Raw genomic sequence first — 17,171 nt, forward strand, 5'->3', positions numbered from 1 at the left:
CCGCGGCACTGACCGCCTGAACCATCACATCGAAGAATCACACAACGACGTCGTACACCACGTCCGTGGACTTGACCCGCACCAAGCAGATGTTCGACCAAGGTCTGGTCGAAGAGGTGGTTTCGCTGCTGCGGCGCGGATTGGGCAAAAGTGTCACCGCCTCACGTGCCTTGGGCTACGCCCAGATCATCGCTACCTTGCGTGAGGGCGGCGATGCCAGCGCGTTACAGGAGGCCCAGCGCAGAACATCCCTGGCCACTCGTCGACATGTGCGCCGACAGCGGTCCTGGTTCCGGCGGGATCCCCGCGTGCACTGGCTCGACATCAGCGACGGGACCTTGTCCGGCCGTCAAGACACGATCGACGCCGCGTTGCGGACCTGGCAGGCGGGTCGGCCGGCACGATTCAACTGATCCGGGCGGCCGTATCACCCACCGGCGCGACACAATGTTTCGATGCGCATATCGCAGACCAGGCCGGGAATTGCGCGCCTCGCGGTGATCTCGGCGGTCGCCGCCCTGCTCGCCGGCTGCTCACATACCAGTCGCCCGACGATGCCGCCGCTGGCGCCCGGCGACATCGCCGGCCCGGTCGACATCGGCAATGGGCGACATCTGTATCTAGAGTGCCGCGGTCAGGGCACGCCGACGGTGATTCTGGAATCCGGATACCACAATTCGTCCGACCCGTGGAGCAAATCCGACGCCACCGCACCGGCGACCGGCCCGGCCGTGCTGCCCACCGTAGCCCGCGAACATCGCGTCTGCGCCTACGACCGGCCCGGCACGCTGCGCTATGCCGATCCTCCCGTTGTCGGCGACAGCAGTTCGCCGCTCCCGATGCCGCGCACCGCGCGCGACGTGGTCACCGACCTGCATGTGCTGCTCGACGCGGCGCACGTGCCGGGCCCGTACGTGCTCGCCGGGCATTCGCTGGGCGGTGTGTTCGCGCGGCTGTACGCCCAGACCTACCCGGAGCAGGTGCGGGCGGTGGTGTTCGTCGACGCGTTCGGGGTGGAGATACCCGACCTGATGGGGTCGGACTGGCCCGATTACCGGCGGGAGTTGGACACGCCACCCGCGCAACTGCGGGATGCCACGAACTTCGAGGAGATCGACATCGACGCCAGCGTCGCGCAGGTCGCCGCCGCTCCCGGTTTCCCGGCCATCCCGGTCGTGGTGTTGACCCGGACCGAGCCGTTTCTGATACCGCCGGACCTCGCCGGGGACAGAGCAGCCAAGCTCGAACAGGCCTGGCGGGACGCCACGTCGACATTGATCGCGCTGCGACCACAGACGCCGCACCTGGTGGCGACGGGAAGTGACCACTTCGTTCAGATCCACCAGCCGGATTTGGTTGCGGCCGGTATCGAGCTGGCGATTCAGCGGTCGGCCACCAACCGCTGAGTGGCGGCGTGGGAACCGGCGCGACGGCCACCGAACACGCAGTCGGCCAACGACAAGCCGCTGACGTAGGAATTCGAGCAGACGCCGGTCGCTGTGCGTCCCGCGCTGTACAGCCCGGGAATCGCCGCGCCTGTCCCGTCGAGTACCGCGCCGGTGCCCTCGTCGATGCGGATGCCGCCGAGGGTGAGCATCGGAGTGGGGTTGAGCAGGTTGGGCCGGATGGAGATATTCAGCAGCCGGTAGGGCGGCTCACCGATGCGGCGCACAAAGTCGGAATGCTTCCCGGCTGGGTCTTCTCGGCCGGCGTCGATGGCATCGTTGTGCGCGGCGACGGTGGCCACCAGCCCGTCGGCATCGATCCCGGCCGCGTGAGCGACCTCGCGCAACGAGGCGCCCGTGACCGAGTCGAACAGCATCAGCGCCGCGGACTGACCGCGCTGAAACCACAGCGGCTGCTTGATCATCTGGCGCCGCGCCTCTTTCATCAGCGCCGCGTCGACCAGGATCCAGCCCTTGGCATTGTGGTCTCGCACCATGGCGCGACCCAACGCCGCGCCGTAGCGGCTCTCGTCGATGATTCGCCGCCCGTGTTCGTCGACGATGATGGCACTGAGGAAAGCGCTTGGCGGCGTGATGAATCGCCACGCCGAGATGTTGTCCATCCGTTCGGTCACCGCTCCGACGCTCTGGGCCAGCGCGATCCCGCTGCCGTCGTCACCGCTGGTGCCCAGCTGCAGTCCCCCCAGGTACTGCGGCGCGAACCGCTGCACCCAGTCTCGGTTAGCCATGTAGCCGCCCGCGCAGAGGATCACGCCGCGCCGAGCTTCGATCAGAACTGTTCTGGCATAACGTCGTTCGAGCTTGCGCAGCCGTCGTTCCATTGCGGTCCGTAACGGCGGGTAGTACACCCCGGGTTTGGTCGACAGATCCGCCAGTTGGGCATACAACCGGCGGACGCGGGGCGGCGCGTAATGCATCGTCATCGCTTCCACCCCGGTGACCCGACCAGCGGAGTTCTGCACCAGCTTCGTCACCCTGGTCTGCGGGTGGAATCGAACACCGAGTGCCAGTGCCGATTTGGCTAACGGGCCATACATTTTCTTGCCGGAGGTGCCGTTGCCCTTGACGCGGTGCCCGCGCTGCACGGGTGGGGTTACCCGGCGGAACGCGCCGGCGTTCTCACTGCCCGAGTGATACAGGTAGTAGTGGTTGTTCGGATAAGAGGTCTTGTACGGGCATAACGTGGAGTCGAACGGCACGCCGTAATCGGTCAGCCACTGGATCATTTCGGGGCTGCCGTGGACGAATGATTCCAGGGTCTGCGGGCTGACCGCGTCGCCGACTTCGAGGCGCAGGTAGGTCAGCATCTGCTCGAAGGTGTCGCTGACCCCGGCCTGCTGCTGGACCCAGGTCTCGCCGCCGGCATAGATGATGCCCCCGGACATCGCGGTCGAGCCGCCGCCGTTGGCACGGTCGACGGCGACGACTTCGGCGCCCTGTTCGCGGGCGGCGATGGCTGCGCACGTTCCCGCCGCACCGAAACCGACCACTACGACGTCAGCGGAATCAACGAACCGCTCGTCATCAGCCATTGCTGCCATCCCGGTTATGTCTGGGTTACCTGGGTTCGACTGTAATCCGAAGGGCCGCTGCGGGACTGGGGCCGATCGCGTTGTGGGCGGCGTCGGTCCTGGTGACGTGGACAGCGCCGTCACCCTTGCCGACGGTGAAGTCCTGCTGCGCGTCGAGCTGCAACTCGAACTGATAGTTGATGATCTGCCCGGCCTTGATCCCGAACGGCGGGGCGAATGTCTGCAGGATGAAGTCCATCCCGCCCGCTTCCCGGTTGTACGGGGCCGCGACCCATTGGTTGGTGTTCGGGTCCAGCATGCGCAGCGACCCGAGTGGCATCATGTGCTGTTCGGGTGAGCCACACCCGCAGTGACCCAGTGACACCACCAACCCGACCTGAGTCATATCAGTCGGTGTCGTGTTGAGCAGCGCGAGGTTGAAGGACAGCGGCGGTCCGCCCGGCGTGACGGTTGTACCTGCTTGCGGCGCAAGGGTTATGGACAGGCCGTCCGCTGTTCCGTGCCGCCCGGGACCGTCGGGGGCCGACGTGGTGGCCTGAGTGGTCGTAGTGGCCGACGTGGTGGTCGTGGTGGTGGTGGGAGTTGGCCGGTCCGGTGTTGAGCAGCCGCTGAAGGCCGCGGCCAGTGCGGCTACAACGGCGATGACCGCGAAACGATCTTTGCTGGCCATTCGTGTCCCCTTCCCCGGCCGGACTCCGTAGGCAACGCTATTGATCGTCGTCCGGAATATTGACAACTAACGCGGTGATGTTGTCCGGCCCGCCCGCTTGGTTGGCGGCATCGATCATTGCCGCACACGCGTCGGCGGGCTCGGGGTGCGATGCCAGGATCTGGCGCAGCGACGCGTCAGCGAGGACACCGTGTAACCCGTCGCTGGACAACAGGATCCGGTCGCCGGGCCGCAGATCCACCTCGGAGGTCTCGGGCAACGGACGCGGCAGCATCGCCACATGCCGGGTCAGCGTCGCACGGGAGGGGTGGTGCTCGGCGTCCTCGACCGATACCTTGCCCGCGTCGATCAGATCCTGGATCACGCTGTGGTCGTGCGTCAGTTGTTGTATCTGCTGGTCGCGGAACAGGTAGGCCCGGCTGTCCCCGAGGTGGACGAGTAGCGCGCGGGACCCCGCGATCACCACGGCCACTACCGTCGTGTTGGCTCCGACGGCACGGGGGTCGGTGGCTGCGAATGCGCGAAAGTCGTTGCAGTAGTCGGTTACTGCGCTGCCCAGTGACTCCGCCGTGGCATCATCGGCCGGCTTCAGGTGCCGGGCGACGTAGGTGGGCAACAACTCGACGATCAGGTGCGCGGCCAGCGCGCCGTCGCTGCTGCACGCCACACCGTCGGCAACCATGAACAGGGACTGATCCGGGTCGGCTCCCCAGTGGTCCTGATTGGTGCCGCGCAGCCGGCCGATATCACTGAGACCCGCGTGCTGGATCGCCGTCACTGGGCGCCGTTGCGATGCCTTTGAGTCATGCACCGCTCCTTCTCGGACAGCCCCCGGGATACTGGGTCAGCACGATACCGGGTTCGTCGTCTACGTCACACGCCCCCTGTCGAATTCGATGGGCAGGGCGATGGGTCCACCCAGCGTGTTCACCGGTTTCCAAGGAGCGGGACCGGTGCGGCGGGCGTTGGGCATGCGTCGGGTCATGACTGACAGGGCTTCAGTCAACTCGAGGCGGGCGAGATTGGCGCCGAGACAGTAGTGCATACCGCCGCCGAAAGTCTGAATCGGCGGGGTGCCTGCCCGGCGGATGTCGAGACGGTCCGGGTCGTCGCACGCGGCGGGATCCCGGTTGGCTGCGCCGGTGTTGACGATGACTATCGTGCCGGCGGGAATTCGTACTCCGGCGAGTTCGACGTCCTGGCCGGCGATGCGCAGCGTGACGAACGTCATCGGTGAGTGGCGGATGAGCTCGTGGACGGCGTTGACGGCCAGCTCCGGTTGCCGGCCAAGCAGTTCCCACTGGTCGGGGTGCTCGCACAGCACCTGCACCGCGGCGGACAGCTGAAGACGAGTGGTGTCGGTGCCGGCCATGAGCAGCGAGGCGACCATACTGCGCAGCTCGTCCCCGCTGAGGCGGTCGCCTGGAGAGCCGGGGTCTTCGGCGCGGATCAGCTCCGAGAGGAGGTCGTCGGTCAGGGTGTGGCGGCGCCGCGCGATCATCTCGTCGATATAGGCGTCTAGAGCTTCCCAGGCCTGCAGGATCATGGGTGTCTGGCTCGCGGCGTCCCAGCCGAAGGCCTCCATGATGTGGTCGGTCCAGTCCGAGATGAATTCCCAGTCCTCCGGCGGTGCGCCGACCAGCGCGCAGATCACCCGGATGGGGAATTGGCGGGCAATGTCGGTGACCACGTCGCAGCGACCGTCCGCAGTGACGCCGTCGACCAAACCGGTGATGATGTCGACGATCGTCGTGCGCAGCCGCGCGGTCGACTTGGGGCTGAAGGCCTTGCTGACCAGCCGTCTCAGCCGGTGGTGTTGCTCGCCGTCGATGCAGATGATGAGTGCGGCCACGCGGTCCCAGAGCGGGCCGGACGTAATGCCCTGTGCCGCAAGGAACATGCCCTGCGGCACGCGGAAGCGGGGGTCGCGCAACGCGGTGTGCACCAGGTCATAGCTCAGCAGCTCGGGCCCGTAGGGTCCGATCGCGATCGGTGCCCTCACACGGGCCCGGCTGATGATCGCGTGCGCATCATCGGGGTGTTGGGCGTCGGCGTAGTCAATCGCCGGTAGCCCGGCCTCGAAGACGCTGGGGCAGTTGCTGAGTGTGGTGGTCATGGGATCGACTCTGCTGAATCGCGCAGGCCAGATCATCGGGGAGAACTCGGAATTCACTCTGCGGCTATGGCGGCAAGAAGCGGGAGAATCGCACCCCCACCGCAGGGTCAACGCCGCGCCGCGCGTCCGAATACGGGATTTCCCCGATGTTCGCGGCTCCGCGCACCGAGATCCTGGCTAGCATGACCAAAACCGATCGACGGATTGAGTTGGACGTGAGCGAGCTGCCAACCGGAACGGTGACGCTGTTGCTCGCCGATGTCGAGGGTTCGACGCGGTTGTGGGAGACCGAAGCCGACGCGATGACTGCCGCGTTCGCGCGCCTGGACCGCACTCTCAGCGACCTGCTTGCCGCCCATGGCGGGGTGCGTCCGGTCGAGCAAGGCGAAGGCGACAGCTTCGTGGTCGCGTTCCCGCGCGCCAGCGCCGCGGTGGCGTGCGCCCTGGCCCTGCAACGAGCGCCGCTGGCCCCGATCCGGTTACGCATCGGTCTGCACACCGGCGAGGTGCAACTGCGCGACGGGTGCAACTACGTCGGTTCCACGATCAATCGCACGGCGCGCCTGCGCGACCTCGCGCACGGCGGTCAGACGGTGCTGTCGGGCACCACCGAGGACATTGTGGTCGACGCGCTCCCGGATGATGCGTGGCTGACCGACCTCGGCCGCCACGAACTTCGCGGAATTGCTCGTCCCGAGCGGGTGGTACAGCTCTGCCACCCGGACGTCGCCAACGACTTTCCGCCGCTGAGGACATCGAAAACCGTTGCTGCCGAGCACTTACCGACGCAACTGACCAGTTTTGTCGGCCGCGGCGCCGAGATCGACGGCGTACGGCGCATCCTGGCCGCCAACCGGCTGGTCACCCTGACCGGTGCCGGCGGGGTGGGCAAGACCCGGCTGGCCATTCAGGTCGCGGGCCAGCAGGCCACCGACCCCGATCTGGTGCCGGTCGCGACGGCCGGCGCACTGGGGCTCACCGACCAGCCGGGCCGCTCCACCACCGAGACGTTGATCCGGTTCGTGGGTCACCGTCAGATGCTGGTCGTACTGGACAACTGCGAGCACCTCCTCGACGCGATCGCCGCGCTCACCGCCGCGCTACTGACGGCCTGCCCCGGGTTGACGGTGCTGGCGACCAGTCGCGAACCCATCGACGTACCCGGCGAGGTGACCTGGCGGGTGCCGTCCCTGTCGTTGGAGGACGACGCCGTTGCGCTGTTCCTGGACCGGGCCCGGCGAGCGCGCACCGATCTGCACATCGCCGACGACGACAGCGAGACGGTCAAGGAGATCTGCCGTCGGCTCGACGGCATGCCCCTGGCGATCGAGTTGGCGGCCGCCCGGGTACGGGCGCTCTCGCTCGACGAAATCGTGAGCAGTCTGCATGACCGCTTCCGGTTGTTGACCGGGGGCGGGCGCATCGCGGTGCGCCGCCAGCAAACCCTGCGGGCGTCGGTCGACTGGTCGCATGCGCTGCTGACCGATTCCGAACGCGCCCTATTCCGGCGGCTGGCGGCATTCGTCGGCGGCTTCGATCTCGCCGCCGCGCGTGCCGTGGCCGGGGGCACAGAGGTGGAGCGCTTCCAGGTGTTGGACCAGCTCACGCTACTGGTGGACAAGTCGCTGGTGGTGGCGGATAACACAGTAGGGCGAACGCGTTATCGGCTGCTGGAGACCGTTCGGCAGTACGCCGCGGAAAAACTTGACGAATCCGGTGAGGTGGACACGGTTCGTGCACGCCACCGCGACTACTACGCCGCAATGGCGGCCGCGCTCGACGCGCCAGCCGCCACCGGACACCAGCGGCGGGTTGAGCAAACCGAAACCGAACTCGACAACCTGCGCGCGGCGTTCGCCTGGAGCCGCGAGAGGTGTGACACGGAAGTGGCATTGCAGCTGGCGTCGTCGCTGCAGCCACTGTGGCTCACGCGCGGCCGCCTGCGCGAAGGAATGAGCTGGATCGATGAGGCGCTGACCGATCTGGACGCCGTGGACGGCGAGGTGGCACCGGCGGTGGTGGCGCGGGCGCTGGCCGACGCGGCACTCCTCGACGGCTGGGTCGGCATGCCGGAGCGCGGGTAGCAAGCCACCGAAGCGCTGACCATTGCTCGCCAACTGGACGACCCCGTCCTGCTGGTTCGTGCTCTCACCGGCTGCATTGGCACGGCCGCCTTCGATCCCGAACAAGCGGCAACGTACTTCGCCGAGGCGATCGAGCTGGCGCGCGCCCTGGGCGACAAGTGGAGACTGAGCCAGCTGCTCGGCTTCCGCGCATACGCCGCTGTGATGGCCGGCAGCTCGATCACCGAGCACGCGGCGGCCGAAGGTCGCGACCTCGCCGACTCGATCGGCGACCGGGTGGCGTCGGGCCAGTGCCGGTTATGGGGTATCGCTGGGGGACGGGCGATGCGCGGTGAGCTCCAGGGCGCCGCGGATGAATTGGGGGATCTGCTCGCAGAGGCCGATGCAGCCGGCGACCTGCTCACGAGATTCAACGCCCTGATGGCGCAGAGCTTTGTACTGGGGAGGCACGGCAACACGACTGCAGCGCTTGCCGCGGCCGAGACGGCGGTCGAGTTCGCCGCTGAGCTAGGTGCTGCGATCGAGGGGCTCGGCTATCTCGCACTGGGTTGGTCACGGCTGGCCGTGGGAGACGTCGCAGGCGCGCGCGACGCTCTCACGACAGCTTATGGCCAGATACCGAACGCCGGCTTTTCGTCGACCAACTTGATGTGGAGAGCCGAAACCGAGCTCGCGGAAGGCGATGTCGTGGCGGCCCGCCGCTGGGCCGATCGCGGAGTTCCGGCGACCGCTGGTTATTTCGGCACGTTCGCATTGAACACCCGTGCCCGCGTGGCGCTCGCTGAGGGGAACGCGGAGTCGGCCGAGCGTGACGCTCACGAAGCGCTGACGCGTGCCGCCGATACCGGGGCACAGCTGGGAGTGCCGGACGTCTTCGACTTTCTCGCTGGGCTGGCCGTGCTAGCCGCGAGTTATCCCGAGGCGGCTAGGCTCTTCGGTGCCGCAGAGGCAATCCGGCAACGCACCGGGGAGGTGCGATACCTGATCCATCAGGCCGCCTATGAGAATTCGGTGGCGACGCTCCGAGATGCGATGGGCCAAAATGACTTTGACTCCGCCTGGGCCGAGGGGGCAGCGCTATCCACTACCGAAGCGATCGCTTATGCCCAGCGAGGTCGGGGCGAACGCAAACGCCCGGCGTCCGGCTGGGCTTCGCTCACCCCCGCCGAACTCGACGTCGTCCGCCTGGTCAGCGATGGGCTGGGGAATAAAGACATCGCCGCCCGGCTTTTCATCTCGCCGCGCACCGTCGAGGCACATCTGACGCACGTCTACACGAAGCTGGGCTTGGCCTCGCGCGTCCAACTGGCCCGGGAAGCCGCCCGCCACGCCTGAAATCCGTGGCGAGCAGACACAGAATCGCATGAAAATGACGGTGTTAGTGCGATTCTGCGTCTGCTCGCGCCAGAAAAGCAGCACTAGCGCCGCCGGTCATCCGTTCGGACTCCGGTAGGTCGAGGTAGCGCTCCAGGTTGCGGTGCATGTTGATCACCCGACGTTCTTCATTGGAGAGCACCAGATGCGTCAAGCCGGGCTGGTGCAGGCCGCGTTGCAGGCCGGGCAGGATCCGGATGTCCTGGGTCAGCACGATTCCCGGTTCGGCATCCGCGGCCGACATGCGCATGTCGGCGGGCTTGTTGCGGTCGGCGCCGGGCGGCATCCGGGTCATCAGGAACATGGTCAGCTCACCGTGGTCCGGATCCGGGCCGGGCCGCGACGTCATGATCGTCAAGTGGTCGGCGTTGACCAGGAACGTCATGTTCGGGAACACGTTGTACTGGTGCAGTCGGGTGATCCGGTCGGTGTCGGCCCAGTCCAGGTTCACCCCGCGTCCCGCGGCGAACTCCCGGGTGCGCGCCGCGATCAGGTCCGGCACCGACTGGCCGTCATCGGGAAAGGGTGTGCCCTCGGCCGCACCCATCAGCGCACCCTGGGTGTAAACGTAAGCGTCCCAGACTTCTTTGTCACTCAGGGTGCCCTCGAAACGCGGACTGGGCACCCCGTACGGTTGGTCGGACTTACCTGCGTGCACCCAGATCTGTTGCGGCGCATGGATATCATCGACGCAGCGCAGCAATTCGGGGTGCAACGTTTGGATATGATAGGTCTCGCTGTAGCCGTCGGCAATGGTCTTCCAGTTGGCTTCGACGTCGACGGTCAGCGTTGCGTAGCAACGGAAGTCGCCGATGTCGCACCAGGCGATGTCCTCGGGGATGCCATCCAGATAGGAGATCAGTGGCATCGCGCTGAGGTCGAGATTGACGAACACCATCCCCGCCCAAACGTCGACAGCGGCCGGCACCAACGGAAAGTCCGACATCTTCAGCGATCCGAAGCCCTTGCGGTTGGGGACCCGCTTCAGCACCCCGGCGAGGTCCCAGGTCCAGCCGTGGTAGCCGCACTTGAGTTCGCGCAACCCCGAACCGCTGCCTACGCACAGCGAATTCCCCCGATGCCGGCAGGCGTTCTGAAAGGCACGCAGCACGCCGTCGTCATCGCAGACAATCAGGACTCCGTATGGGCCACAACGGTATTCGAAGTAGTCGCCCGGGTGGGAGACGTGATCGACCAGGCAGGCAAGCTGCCACACCTTCGGCCACATCCGCTGGATCTCGAGGGCGGCGAACGCCGGCGAGTAGTAGCGCTCGGCGGGCACCAGGGTCGGGGACGCGGGCGGGACCCCGATCGCGTCCTCGGCACGGGTCCGGGCGGGGTTACCCGCGGCCGTCTGCACCGGCGCGGCCTAACGCGCGCCGCGCACCAACCGGCCCGGCCGTGCGCCGGTATCGACGTCGTGGCGCCGGGTCACCGTGCCGCTGACGATGGTGGCCGCGTATCCGCTGGCGCCCTGCAGGATCCGGTTTCCGCCGGCGGGCAGGTCCCAGGCCATCGCGGCTGGGTGCAGCGTCAGCGCGTTCAGGTCGATGACGTTGATGTCGGCTTTCTTGCCCGGTTCGATGGTGCCGCGGTCGGTGAGACCGAACAGGTGCGCGGTGTCCCGCGCCTGCTTGCGGATCACATATTCCAGCGAGAGTTTGTCACCGCGGTGCCGGTCCCGCGCCCAGTGGGTCAGCAGGAACGTGGGATACGAAGCGTCGCAGATCATTCCGCAGTGTGCGCCGCCGTCGGACAGGCCCAGCACACCGGCCGGGTGCAGCAGCATCTCGCGAATTGCGTCGTGGTTGCCCTCGGCGTAATTGAACAGCGGCAGCATCAGCATGGCGCTGGCGTCCCGTTCCAGCATCAGGTCATAGAGGGTCGACAGCGGGTCCTCGCCGCGTGCCTGCGCGATCGCCTGCACGGTGCGGTCCGGGGTGGGCTCGTAGTCCGGCGGGTTGCCCAGTGCGTAGAGGCGGTGCAGCGAATGCTGCACCAGCGCGAACATGCCGTCGAACAACAACGACGGATCCACCGGCAGGTCGTCCTCGGCCAGGATCGCGGCCTTGACCGCCGGGTCGGCCAGGCGTTGCGCCAGCTCTTCCCGGCTGCATTCGGCCTTCAACCGGCGATAGGTGGGCCGGTGACTGAACCCGTGGTGGCCCTGGAACCCGATCATCATGCCGAACGGGCGGGCCGCGATCTGCGGGTACAGCCGACTGCCGTCGGAGTGTGCGGCCGCCGAGAGGTCCAGCATCTCGCGCCAGAGGCCCGGGTCGGCGTCGACCTGGATGAGCGCGAAGGACACCGGACGGTCGATCTCAGCGCCCAGTCGGCGCATCCATTCGAGTTCCTTCTTGGGCGCGATGATGTCCTCACCTGCCGAACCCTGCGGGGCCAGCTCGAAGACCGCCTGACCGCCGGCGGCCATGGCCCGGCCGAGGCCGAACAACTCGTCCTCGGCGGCAAAGGTGCCGGGCACCGGTTCGCCGTCCATTGCGCGGTGACCCATCGTGCGCGACGTCGAGAATCCGAGTGCGCCCGCTTCGATCGCCTCGGTGACCAGGCGACCCATCGCCTTGATGTCGTCGGCGGTGGCCGGTTCGTTGCGGGCACCGCGTTCGCCCATGGCGTAGGCGCGGATCGCGCCGTGGGCGACCTGGCTGCCCACGTCGATCGAGAACTTCTGCTTGCCGATGGCGTCGAGGTACTCGGGGTAGGTCTCCCAGCCCCAGGTGATGCCCTCGGTCAGCGCGGTGCCGGGAATGTCCTCGACGCCTTCCATCAGGCTGATCAGCCAGTCCTCGGTCCCGGGCCGCACCGGCGCGAAGCCGACGCCGCAGTTGCCGGTGACCACCGTGGTGACTCCATGACCGCTGGACGGTTCCAGCGAACTGTCCCAGCTGACCTGCCCGTCGTAGTGGGTGTGGATGTCGACGAACCCGGGCGCCACCACATGTCCGGTCGCGTCGATGGTCTCGGCGGCTTCGCCGGCAAGCTCCGGAGAATCCGCGCCGCGGCGGACCACGTCGACGATTTTGCCGTCCTTGATGCCGATGTCGGCGCGGTAGCGTGGCGCGCCGGTGCCGTCCACGACGGTCCCACCGACGATTTTCAGGTCGAACATGGATGCCTCCAGGGCAGCGAATCAGGGCTGTGCGATCATTTCGCTACGGTGAGTAGCGTATGTATCGACGGTAGGCGTCCCGGTGGCTTGAGTCAATGACGCGCGGACGGGCGGGTCAGGATGCGGTCAGGCGATTCCAGGTCAACTTCACCGCGGTGCCGTGCGGGGTTCCGTCGATGCTCGCTTCGTCGGCGAGGGCACGCATCAACGGGATGCCGCGCCCGCGGGCCAGATTCGCTGCGCTGGGCTGCTGGCGCCACCGACCGCGGTCGATGATGTTCACCGCGAGGGTGTCCGAACCGGGGTCGTAGGCGGCGCGCACATCCATGGTCCCGCACTCATCGGGGTAGGCGAATTCGGCGACATTCGCCAGCGCCTCGCTGACAGCCAGCACCAGGTCACTGAACTGCTCGGCGTCGAGCGCGAAATGACGACTCAGCCAATTGCGAAACTCGACCCGAATCCGCGTGGCATTCGATGCGTCGGCGGCAATCTGCGTTCGGACGAAGCGCGGGCAATCGTTGCTCTGGGATGTCACGGGGTGCCGAATCAGAGTGTCTGGCCGACCCCCGGCGATGCCGTGCTACGCACCGGTGATCCAGTTCAGCGCGCTATCCAAGGTGCGGTGCAGCGAGAGCACGCTGTCGATACCCATCAGTTTGAGTGGACGGCTGGTGGCCGGGCCGTCGGCAACCACGGCCAACCGTGTCGGCGGCGCCAATTCGGCTTGCCCGTTGACCAGCACGCTCATCCCGGCAGACGCGAGGAATTCCACTTTCGTCAGATCGACGATGAGCGCCGGGGGTTTGCCGGCCAGCGCCGTGTGCATCGCATCCGCCAATTGAGGAGCACTCAGCATGTCTACTTCGCCCGAGACGGCCAGTACCACGGCACCGTCCGCCTGGTACTGCTCGACTTCGAAAGCCGTTCGGTTGATTGGATCGCCGGGTTGATCGACCATGCTTTATCTCAAATCCGTCCTCGGGGGGACAACAATAGTGCTCAGAAAACCACGCCATGCCGGGGCTGTGGATTCAACCCGCCGGAAAACCGCCACGAACTTGCTTGCCGAATGCAGCGCCGCGGCAGCCAACGAAAGCCAATCCTAGGCCATCGCGCGAAACACCCGCCGGGTACCGTTCCGCCGGGTAAACATTCTGCCACCGCGGGCGGCCGATCGCTTTTCCGGCCGGCCTGCGCCGCGTGCGCCGACAGTGGTGCACAACGGGGTCAAGGCCTTGTGCGGGGTTGATAGCGTCTACGAATGCTCTTTGCTGCGCTGCGCGATATGCAATGGCGAAAACGTCGCCTGGTTATTGCCATCGTCAGCACCGGGCTGATCTTCGGGATGACGCTCGTGATGAGCGGACTTGCCTACGGGTTTCGCGTCGAAGCCCGGCAGACCGTGGATTCCATGGGGGTCGACGCATTTGTGGTCAAGGACGGCGCGGCGGGACCTTTTCTGGGGTCGACGCCATTTCCCGACGTCGACCTGGCGCGGGTGCGCGCCGAACCGGGTGTCTCCGCCGCGGCACCGCTGGGCTGTGTGGGGACGATCATGAGGGACGGCAACTCGACCCGGAACGTCACTGCCTTCGGGGCACCTGAGCGTGGTCCCGGCATGCCGTCCGTTTCGCAGGGCCGGGCCCCGTCGAAGCCCGACGAGGTGGCGGCGTCAAGCACGCTGGGGCGCCGGCTGGGCGACACCCTGCAGGTGGGCGCCCACACGCTGCGGATCGTAGGCATCGTGCCCAATTCGACCGCACTCGCCAAGATCCCCAACATTTTTCTGACCACCGAGGGTTTGCAGCAACTGGCGTACAACGGGCAGCCGATGGTCACCTCGATCGGCATCGACGGCACCCCCCGGGCGCTGCCGAACGGCTACCGGACCTATGACCGGGACGGCGCCGTGGCCGACCTGATCCGGCCGTTGAAGGTCGCGGTGAACTCCATCACCATCGTTGCGCTGTTGCTGTGGGTGGTGGCGGTGCTGATCATCGGCTCGGTGGTGTACCTGTCCGCGTTGGAACGGGTCCGCGACTTCGCGGTGTTCAAGGCGATCGGGACCCCGACGCGCTCGATCCTCGCCGGCCTGGCGCTGCAGGCGCTGGTCGTCTCCCTGCTGGCCGCGGGGGTAGGGGTGATCCTGTCCAAGCTGCTGGCGCCGCTGTTCCCGATGGTCGTCGCGGTCCCGTCCGTCGCCTATGTGCTGTTACCGGTGGTGGCCACCGGGATCGGCCTGCTGGCCAGCCTGGCCGGGTTGCGGCGGGTGGTCGCCATCGACCCAGCGCTCGCGTTCGGAGGTCCCTGATCATGGGCGATCTGAGCATCCAGAATCTGGTCGTCGAGTACTACAGCGGCGGCTATGCACTGCGCCCGATCAACGGGCTGAATCTCGATGTGGCGTCCGGATCCCTGGTGATCCTGTTGGGACCGAGCGGTTGCGGGAAGACGACATTGCTGTCCTGTCTCGGCGGCATCCTGCGGCCCAAGTCCGGCACCATCAAATTCGACGACGTCGACATCACGGCACTGGACGGCAAGGCGATGGCGCAGTACCGGCGCGACAAGGTCGGCATCGTGTTCCAGGCGTTCAATCTCGTCCCCAGCCTGACCGCCCTCGAGAACGTGATGATTCCGTTGCGGGCCGCCGGGATGTCACGCGCGGCCTCGCGCAAGCGCGCCACCGAGTTGCTCGAACGGGTCAACCTCGGCGACCGGATCAAGCACCGGCCCGGCGATCTGAGCGGCGGTCAGCAGCAGCGCGTGGCGGTCGCTCGGGCGATCGCGCTGGATCCGCCGCTGATCCTGGCCGACGAGCCGACCGCACACCTGGATTTCATCCAAGTCGAAGAGGTGCTGCGGCTGATCCGTGAACTGGCCGACGGTGACCGGGTGGTGGTGGTGGCAACCCACGACAGCCGCATGCTGCCGATGGCGGACCGGGTCGTCGAACTGACTCCGGATTTCGCCGACACCAACAGGTCGCCGGAGCTGTTCGAACTGAAGGCCGGAGTGGTGTTGTTCGAGCAGAGCACCATGGGTGAGTTGATCTACGTGGTGATCGAGGGCGAATTCGATCTGGTACATGAATTGGCCGACGGCGGTGAGGAATTGATCAAGGTGGTCGGGCCGGGCGACTACTTCGGGGAGATGGGCGTGCTGTTCCACATGCCACGCTCGGCGACCGCGCGGGCGCGCACCGATGCGAAGGTGATGGGGTACACCGCCCAGGCCTTCCGGGAGCGTCTCGGCGCGGGCGGCCCGCGCGACCTGATCGGACACCGCGAGCTCAGCAGCGACTGATCCGCTACGAGTGGTGCTGGGCGAAGAACCGCCAGATGGTGTCGGTGGCGTCCGGGGGCTGGCCGCGTCGGACTGAGTCGCCGAGCAGACGTCAGCGCATCGCACGTACACCGAGTGCGCGCCCGAGCGCCCGGCGCGCCCGGGCAGCCGTTTCCCGCTTCGGCAGTCGCACGGCGGCCACCCCCCGGGCGCCCAGCAACGCCGCCAGCATCACCGCGACGCAGACCAGCCCGTAGTCCTTGAGACCCCACTTCACCGCGGCCAGGATCGCCGCCCCGGCCACGCACAGCAACACGCCGACGCTGACGCCACGTAACGCCGACGTAATGGCGGGGGCGCCGTCCCACCAAGGCAGCGGAGTGTTCTCCAGCACCCGCAGCGCCACGAACAGCACCGCCACCACGGCGATCATCAGGACGAGTTGCGCAACGCTGATCGCCAGGAAGTCGGGCTGACCCGGGAAGCGCGGGTGGCCGAAGGCGTCGAACAGCAGGTGCACGCCCAGCAGCGCCGGCATGTGCCACAGGTACAGCGTCATTGCGCCGGAGTTGCCGATCGCCGTGAACCACCACACCCGCGGCCGTTGCGCCCAGCGGTTGATCGCCGGTGCGGCCGCGATCGCCAGGGCGCTGAGCACGATCGCGTGTCCGGCGAGCAGCAGCGAGGGGGGGCTCATGTTAGGCAGCTGCTGGCCCTCAATACCGACCAGACTCAGCTCGTAGGGACCCCACTGCAGCAGCGCGATGTTGACCGTGAACACTGCCGCCGCGACACCCAACGCGACACGACCGCTGAGCAACTGGCGGCGGTAGGCGACGCCGAACATGCCGGGGATGAGCCAGGCCGCGAGGTTGAGATAGCCGATCGGCGCCAGTGCCGGCCAATGCAACCGAAGCACGTCGACGACCGCGACCATCGCGTAGACGGCGGCGACGCCGCCGACCAGGCGGGTCGCCGTGGTGATCCGGCGCAAGGCCGGCATCGCCGCGAGCACCAGCACATACACGCCGAGAAACCACAGCAGCTGAATGCTGATGCCTGCGACCGGTTCGTACACATGTTGGGGCAGGAAGGGATACAGCATTACCAACGCGACGGCCCAGAAGGCCAGGTAGTAGAAGACCGGCCGGAACAACCGGGTGCCCCGCTTCAACAGCCAACCCCCCCAGTTGACCTCCGGTCCCCAGGACGAGACGCACGCCGCGGCGCCCGCGAAGAAGAACAGCGGCATGATCTGGAAAATCCAGGTCAAAGCCTGGAACACGGTCGAAGTGGTGAGCAGGTTGTCCCAGATGAACACGCCGTCGCGGATGGTGCTGATCGCCATCACGGTGTGGCCGATCACCACGCCGACCAGTGCGGTGATGCGGATGACGTCGATGGCGCGGTCGCGGTCGACCGGCGTGGTGGCGGCCAGTTCAGGGGCGCTCGGAAAGCGCAGCAAGCCCGAGGAAGTTGTCATTGCTGCAGCATTACTGGTGGGTGCGGGC

12 protein-coding genes and 2 pseudogenes are annotated in these 17,171 nt (G+C 67.0%); 5 read left to right on the top strand and 9 right to left on the bottom strand.

From position 1 onward, the window contains the following. Positions 1 to 77: 77 nt before the first annotated feature. Positions 78 to 413, top strand: a pseudogene (locus ACZYZ9_RS18900) (tRNA (adenosine(37)-N6)-dimethylallyltransferase MiaA); the annotation flags it as partial. A gap of 42 nt (positions 414 to 455) precedes the next feature. Beyond that, complete coding sequence (locus tag ACZYZ9_RS18905) at positions 456 to 1,406, top strand: alpha/beta fold hydrolase (RefSeq protein WP_463827809.1); 951 nt, start codon at positions 456 to 458, stop codon at positions 1,404 to 1,406. On the opposite strand, the gene ACZYZ9_RS18910 is transcribed toward ACZYZ9_RS18905, so the two are convergent. Genes ACZYZ9_RS18910 through ACZYZ9_RS18925 form a run of 4 tightly spaced genes read right to left on the bottom strand, consistent with a single transcriptional unit; the run spans position 1,382 to position 5,784 of the window. Continuing rightward, complete coding sequence (locus ACZYZ9_RS18910) at positions 1,382 to 2,998, bottom strand: FAD-binding protein (RefSeq protein ID WP_463827810.1); 1,617 nt, start codon at positions 2,996 to 2,998, stop codon at positions 1,382 to 1,384. The two genes, ACZYZ9_RS18905 and ACZYZ9_RS18910, sit on opposite strands and share 25 nt — an antisense overlap. Positions 2,999 to 3,023: 25 nt before the next feature. Further along, on the bottom strand, positions 3,024 to 3,668 hold the full coding sequence (locus ACZYZ9_RS18915) for a hypothetical protein (RefSeq protein WP_463827811.1): 645 nt from the start codon (positions 3,666 to 3,668) through the stop codon (positions 3,024 to 3,026). A gap of 37 nt (positions 3,669 to 3,705) precedes the next feature. Beyond that, the gene (locus ACZYZ9_RS18920) at positions 3,706 to 4,479 is read right to left on the bottom strand and encodes a PP2C family protein-serine/threonine phosphatase (protein WP_463827812.1); all 774 of its coding nucleotides are present in this window, start codon (positions 4,477 to 4,479) and stop codon (positions 3,706 to 3,708) included. 57 nt (positions 4,480 to 4,536) lie between these two features. Further along, positions 4,537 to 5,784: a cytochrome P450 gene (locus ACZYZ9_RS18925; RefSeq protein ID WP_463827813.1), complete on the bottom strand. Its 1,248-nt coding sequence runs from the start codon at positions 5,782 to 5,784 to the stop codon at positions 4,537 to 4,539. Between the two features lie 182 nt (positions 5,785 to 5,966). On the opposite strand from ACZYZ9_RS18925, the pseudogene ACZYZ9_RS18930 reads away from it, so the two are divergent. Then, positions 5,967 to 9,203: pseudogene (locus ACZYZ9_RS18930) on the top strand (helix-turn-helix transcriptional regulator). A gap of 43 nt (positions 9,204 to 9,246) precedes the next feature. Here ACZYZ9_RS18930 and ACZYZ9_RS18935 read toward each other — a convergent pair. The 4 genes from ACZYZ9_RS18935 to ACZYZ9_RS18950 form a co-directional block, all read right to left on the bottom strand. Next, positions 9,247 to 10,602, bottom strand: coding sequence for an aromatic ring-hydroxylating oxygenase subunit alpha (locus ACZYZ9_RS18935; protein WP_463827814.1), 1,356 nt, complete (start codon positions 10,600 to 10,602; stop codon positions 9,247 to 9,249). Positions 10,603 to 10,611: 9 nt separating this feature from the next. Then, on the bottom strand, positions 10,612 to 12,372 hold the full coding sequence (locus ACZYZ9_RS18940) for an N-acyl-D-amino-acid deacylase family protein (RefSeq protein WP_463827815.1): 1,761 nt from the start codon (positions 12,370 to 12,372) through the stop codon (positions 10,612 to 10,614). 115 nt (positions 12,373 to 12,487) lie between these two features. Beyond that, complete coding sequence (locus ACZYZ9_RS18945; protein ID WP_463827816.1) at positions 12,488 to 12,910, bottom strand: ATP-binding protein; 423 nt, start codon at positions 12,908 to 12,910, stop codon at positions 12,488 to 12,490. 45 nt (positions 12,911 to 12,955) lie between these two features. Beyond that, a complete protein-coding gene (locus tag ACZYZ9_RS18950; RefSeq protein WP_463827817.1) occupies positions 12,956 to 13,333 on the bottom strand; it encodes an STAS domain-containing protein in 378 nt (125 codons plus the stop codon). Positions 13,334 to 13,636: 303 nt separating this feature from the next. Here ACZYZ9_RS18950 and ACZYZ9_RS18955 point away from each other — a divergent pair, with 303 nt between their 5' ends. After that, positions 13,637 to 14,686 carry an ABC transporter permease gene (locus tag ACZYZ9_RS18955; protein ID WP_463827818.1) on the top strand — a complete coding sequence of 350 codons (1,050 nt, stop codon included), beginning with the start codon at positions 13,637 to 13,639 and terminating at the stop codon, positions 14,684 to 14,686. Positions 14,687 to 14,688: 2 nt separating this feature from the next. Next, entirely contained in the window at positions 14,689 to 15,681 is a 993-nt protein-coding gene (locus tag ACZYZ9_RS18960; RefSeq protein ID WP_463827819.1) for an ATP-binding cassette domain-containing protein, read from the top strand. Between the two features lie 91 nt (positions 15,682 to 15,772). Here ACZYZ9_RS18960 and ACZYZ9_RS18965 read toward each other — a convergent pair whose 3' ends face one another. Continuing rightward, positions 15,773 to 17,143 carry an acyltransferase family protein gene (locus ACZYZ9_RS18965; protein ID WP_463827820.1) on the bottom strand — a complete coding sequence of 457 codons (1,371 nt, stop codon included), beginning with the start codon at positions 17,141 to 17,143 and terminating at the stop codon, positions 15,773 to 15,775. Positions 17,144 to 17,171: the final 28 nt, after the last annotated feature.

Source organism: Mycobacterium sp. IDUB_28, assembly GCF_055419285.1.

What these genes read in the sequence shown, in the direction of transcription:
- ACZYZ9_RS18905 (WP_463827809.1), top strand. Translation starts at nt 456, where the DNA reads ATGCGCATATCGCAGACCAGGCCGGGAATTGCGCGCCTCGCGGTGATC.
- ACZYZ9_RS18910 (WP_463827810.1), bottom strand. Translation starts at nt 2,998, where the DNA reads ATGGCTGATGACGAGCGGTTCGTTGATTCCGCTGACGTCGTAGTGGTC.
- ACZYZ9_RS18915 (WP_463827811.1), bottom strand. Translation starts at nt 3,668, where the DNA reads ATGGCCAGCAAAGATCGTTTCGCGGTCATCGCCGTTGTAGCCGCACTG.
- ACZYZ9_RS18925 (WP_463827813.1), bottom strand. Translation starts at nt 5,784, where the DNA reads ATGACCACCACACTCAGCAACTGCCCCAGCGTCTTCGAGGCCGGGCTA.
- ACZYZ9_RS18940 (WP_463827815.1), bottom strand. Translation starts at nt 12,372, where the DNA reads ATGTTCGACCTGAAAATCGTCGGTGGGACCGTCGTGGACGGCACCGGC.
- ACZYZ9_RS18950 (WP_463827817.1), bottom strand. Translation starts at nt 13,333, where the DNA reads ATGGTCGATCAACCCGGCGATCCAATCAACCGAACGGCTTTCGAAGTC.
- ACZYZ9_RS18955 (WP_463827818.1), top strand. Translation starts at nt 13,637, where the DNA reads ATGCTCTTTGCTGCGCTGCGCGATATGCAATGGCGAAAACGTCGCCTG.
- ACZYZ9_RS18960 (WP_463827819.1), top strand. Translation starts at nt 14,689, where the DNA reads ATGGGCGATCTGAGCATCCAGAATCTGGTCGTCGAGTACTACAGCGGC.
- ACZYZ9_RS18965 (WP_463827820.1), bottom strand. Translation starts at nt 17,143, where the DNA reads ATGACAACTTCCTCGGGCTTGCTGCGCTTTCCGAGCGCCCCTGAACTG.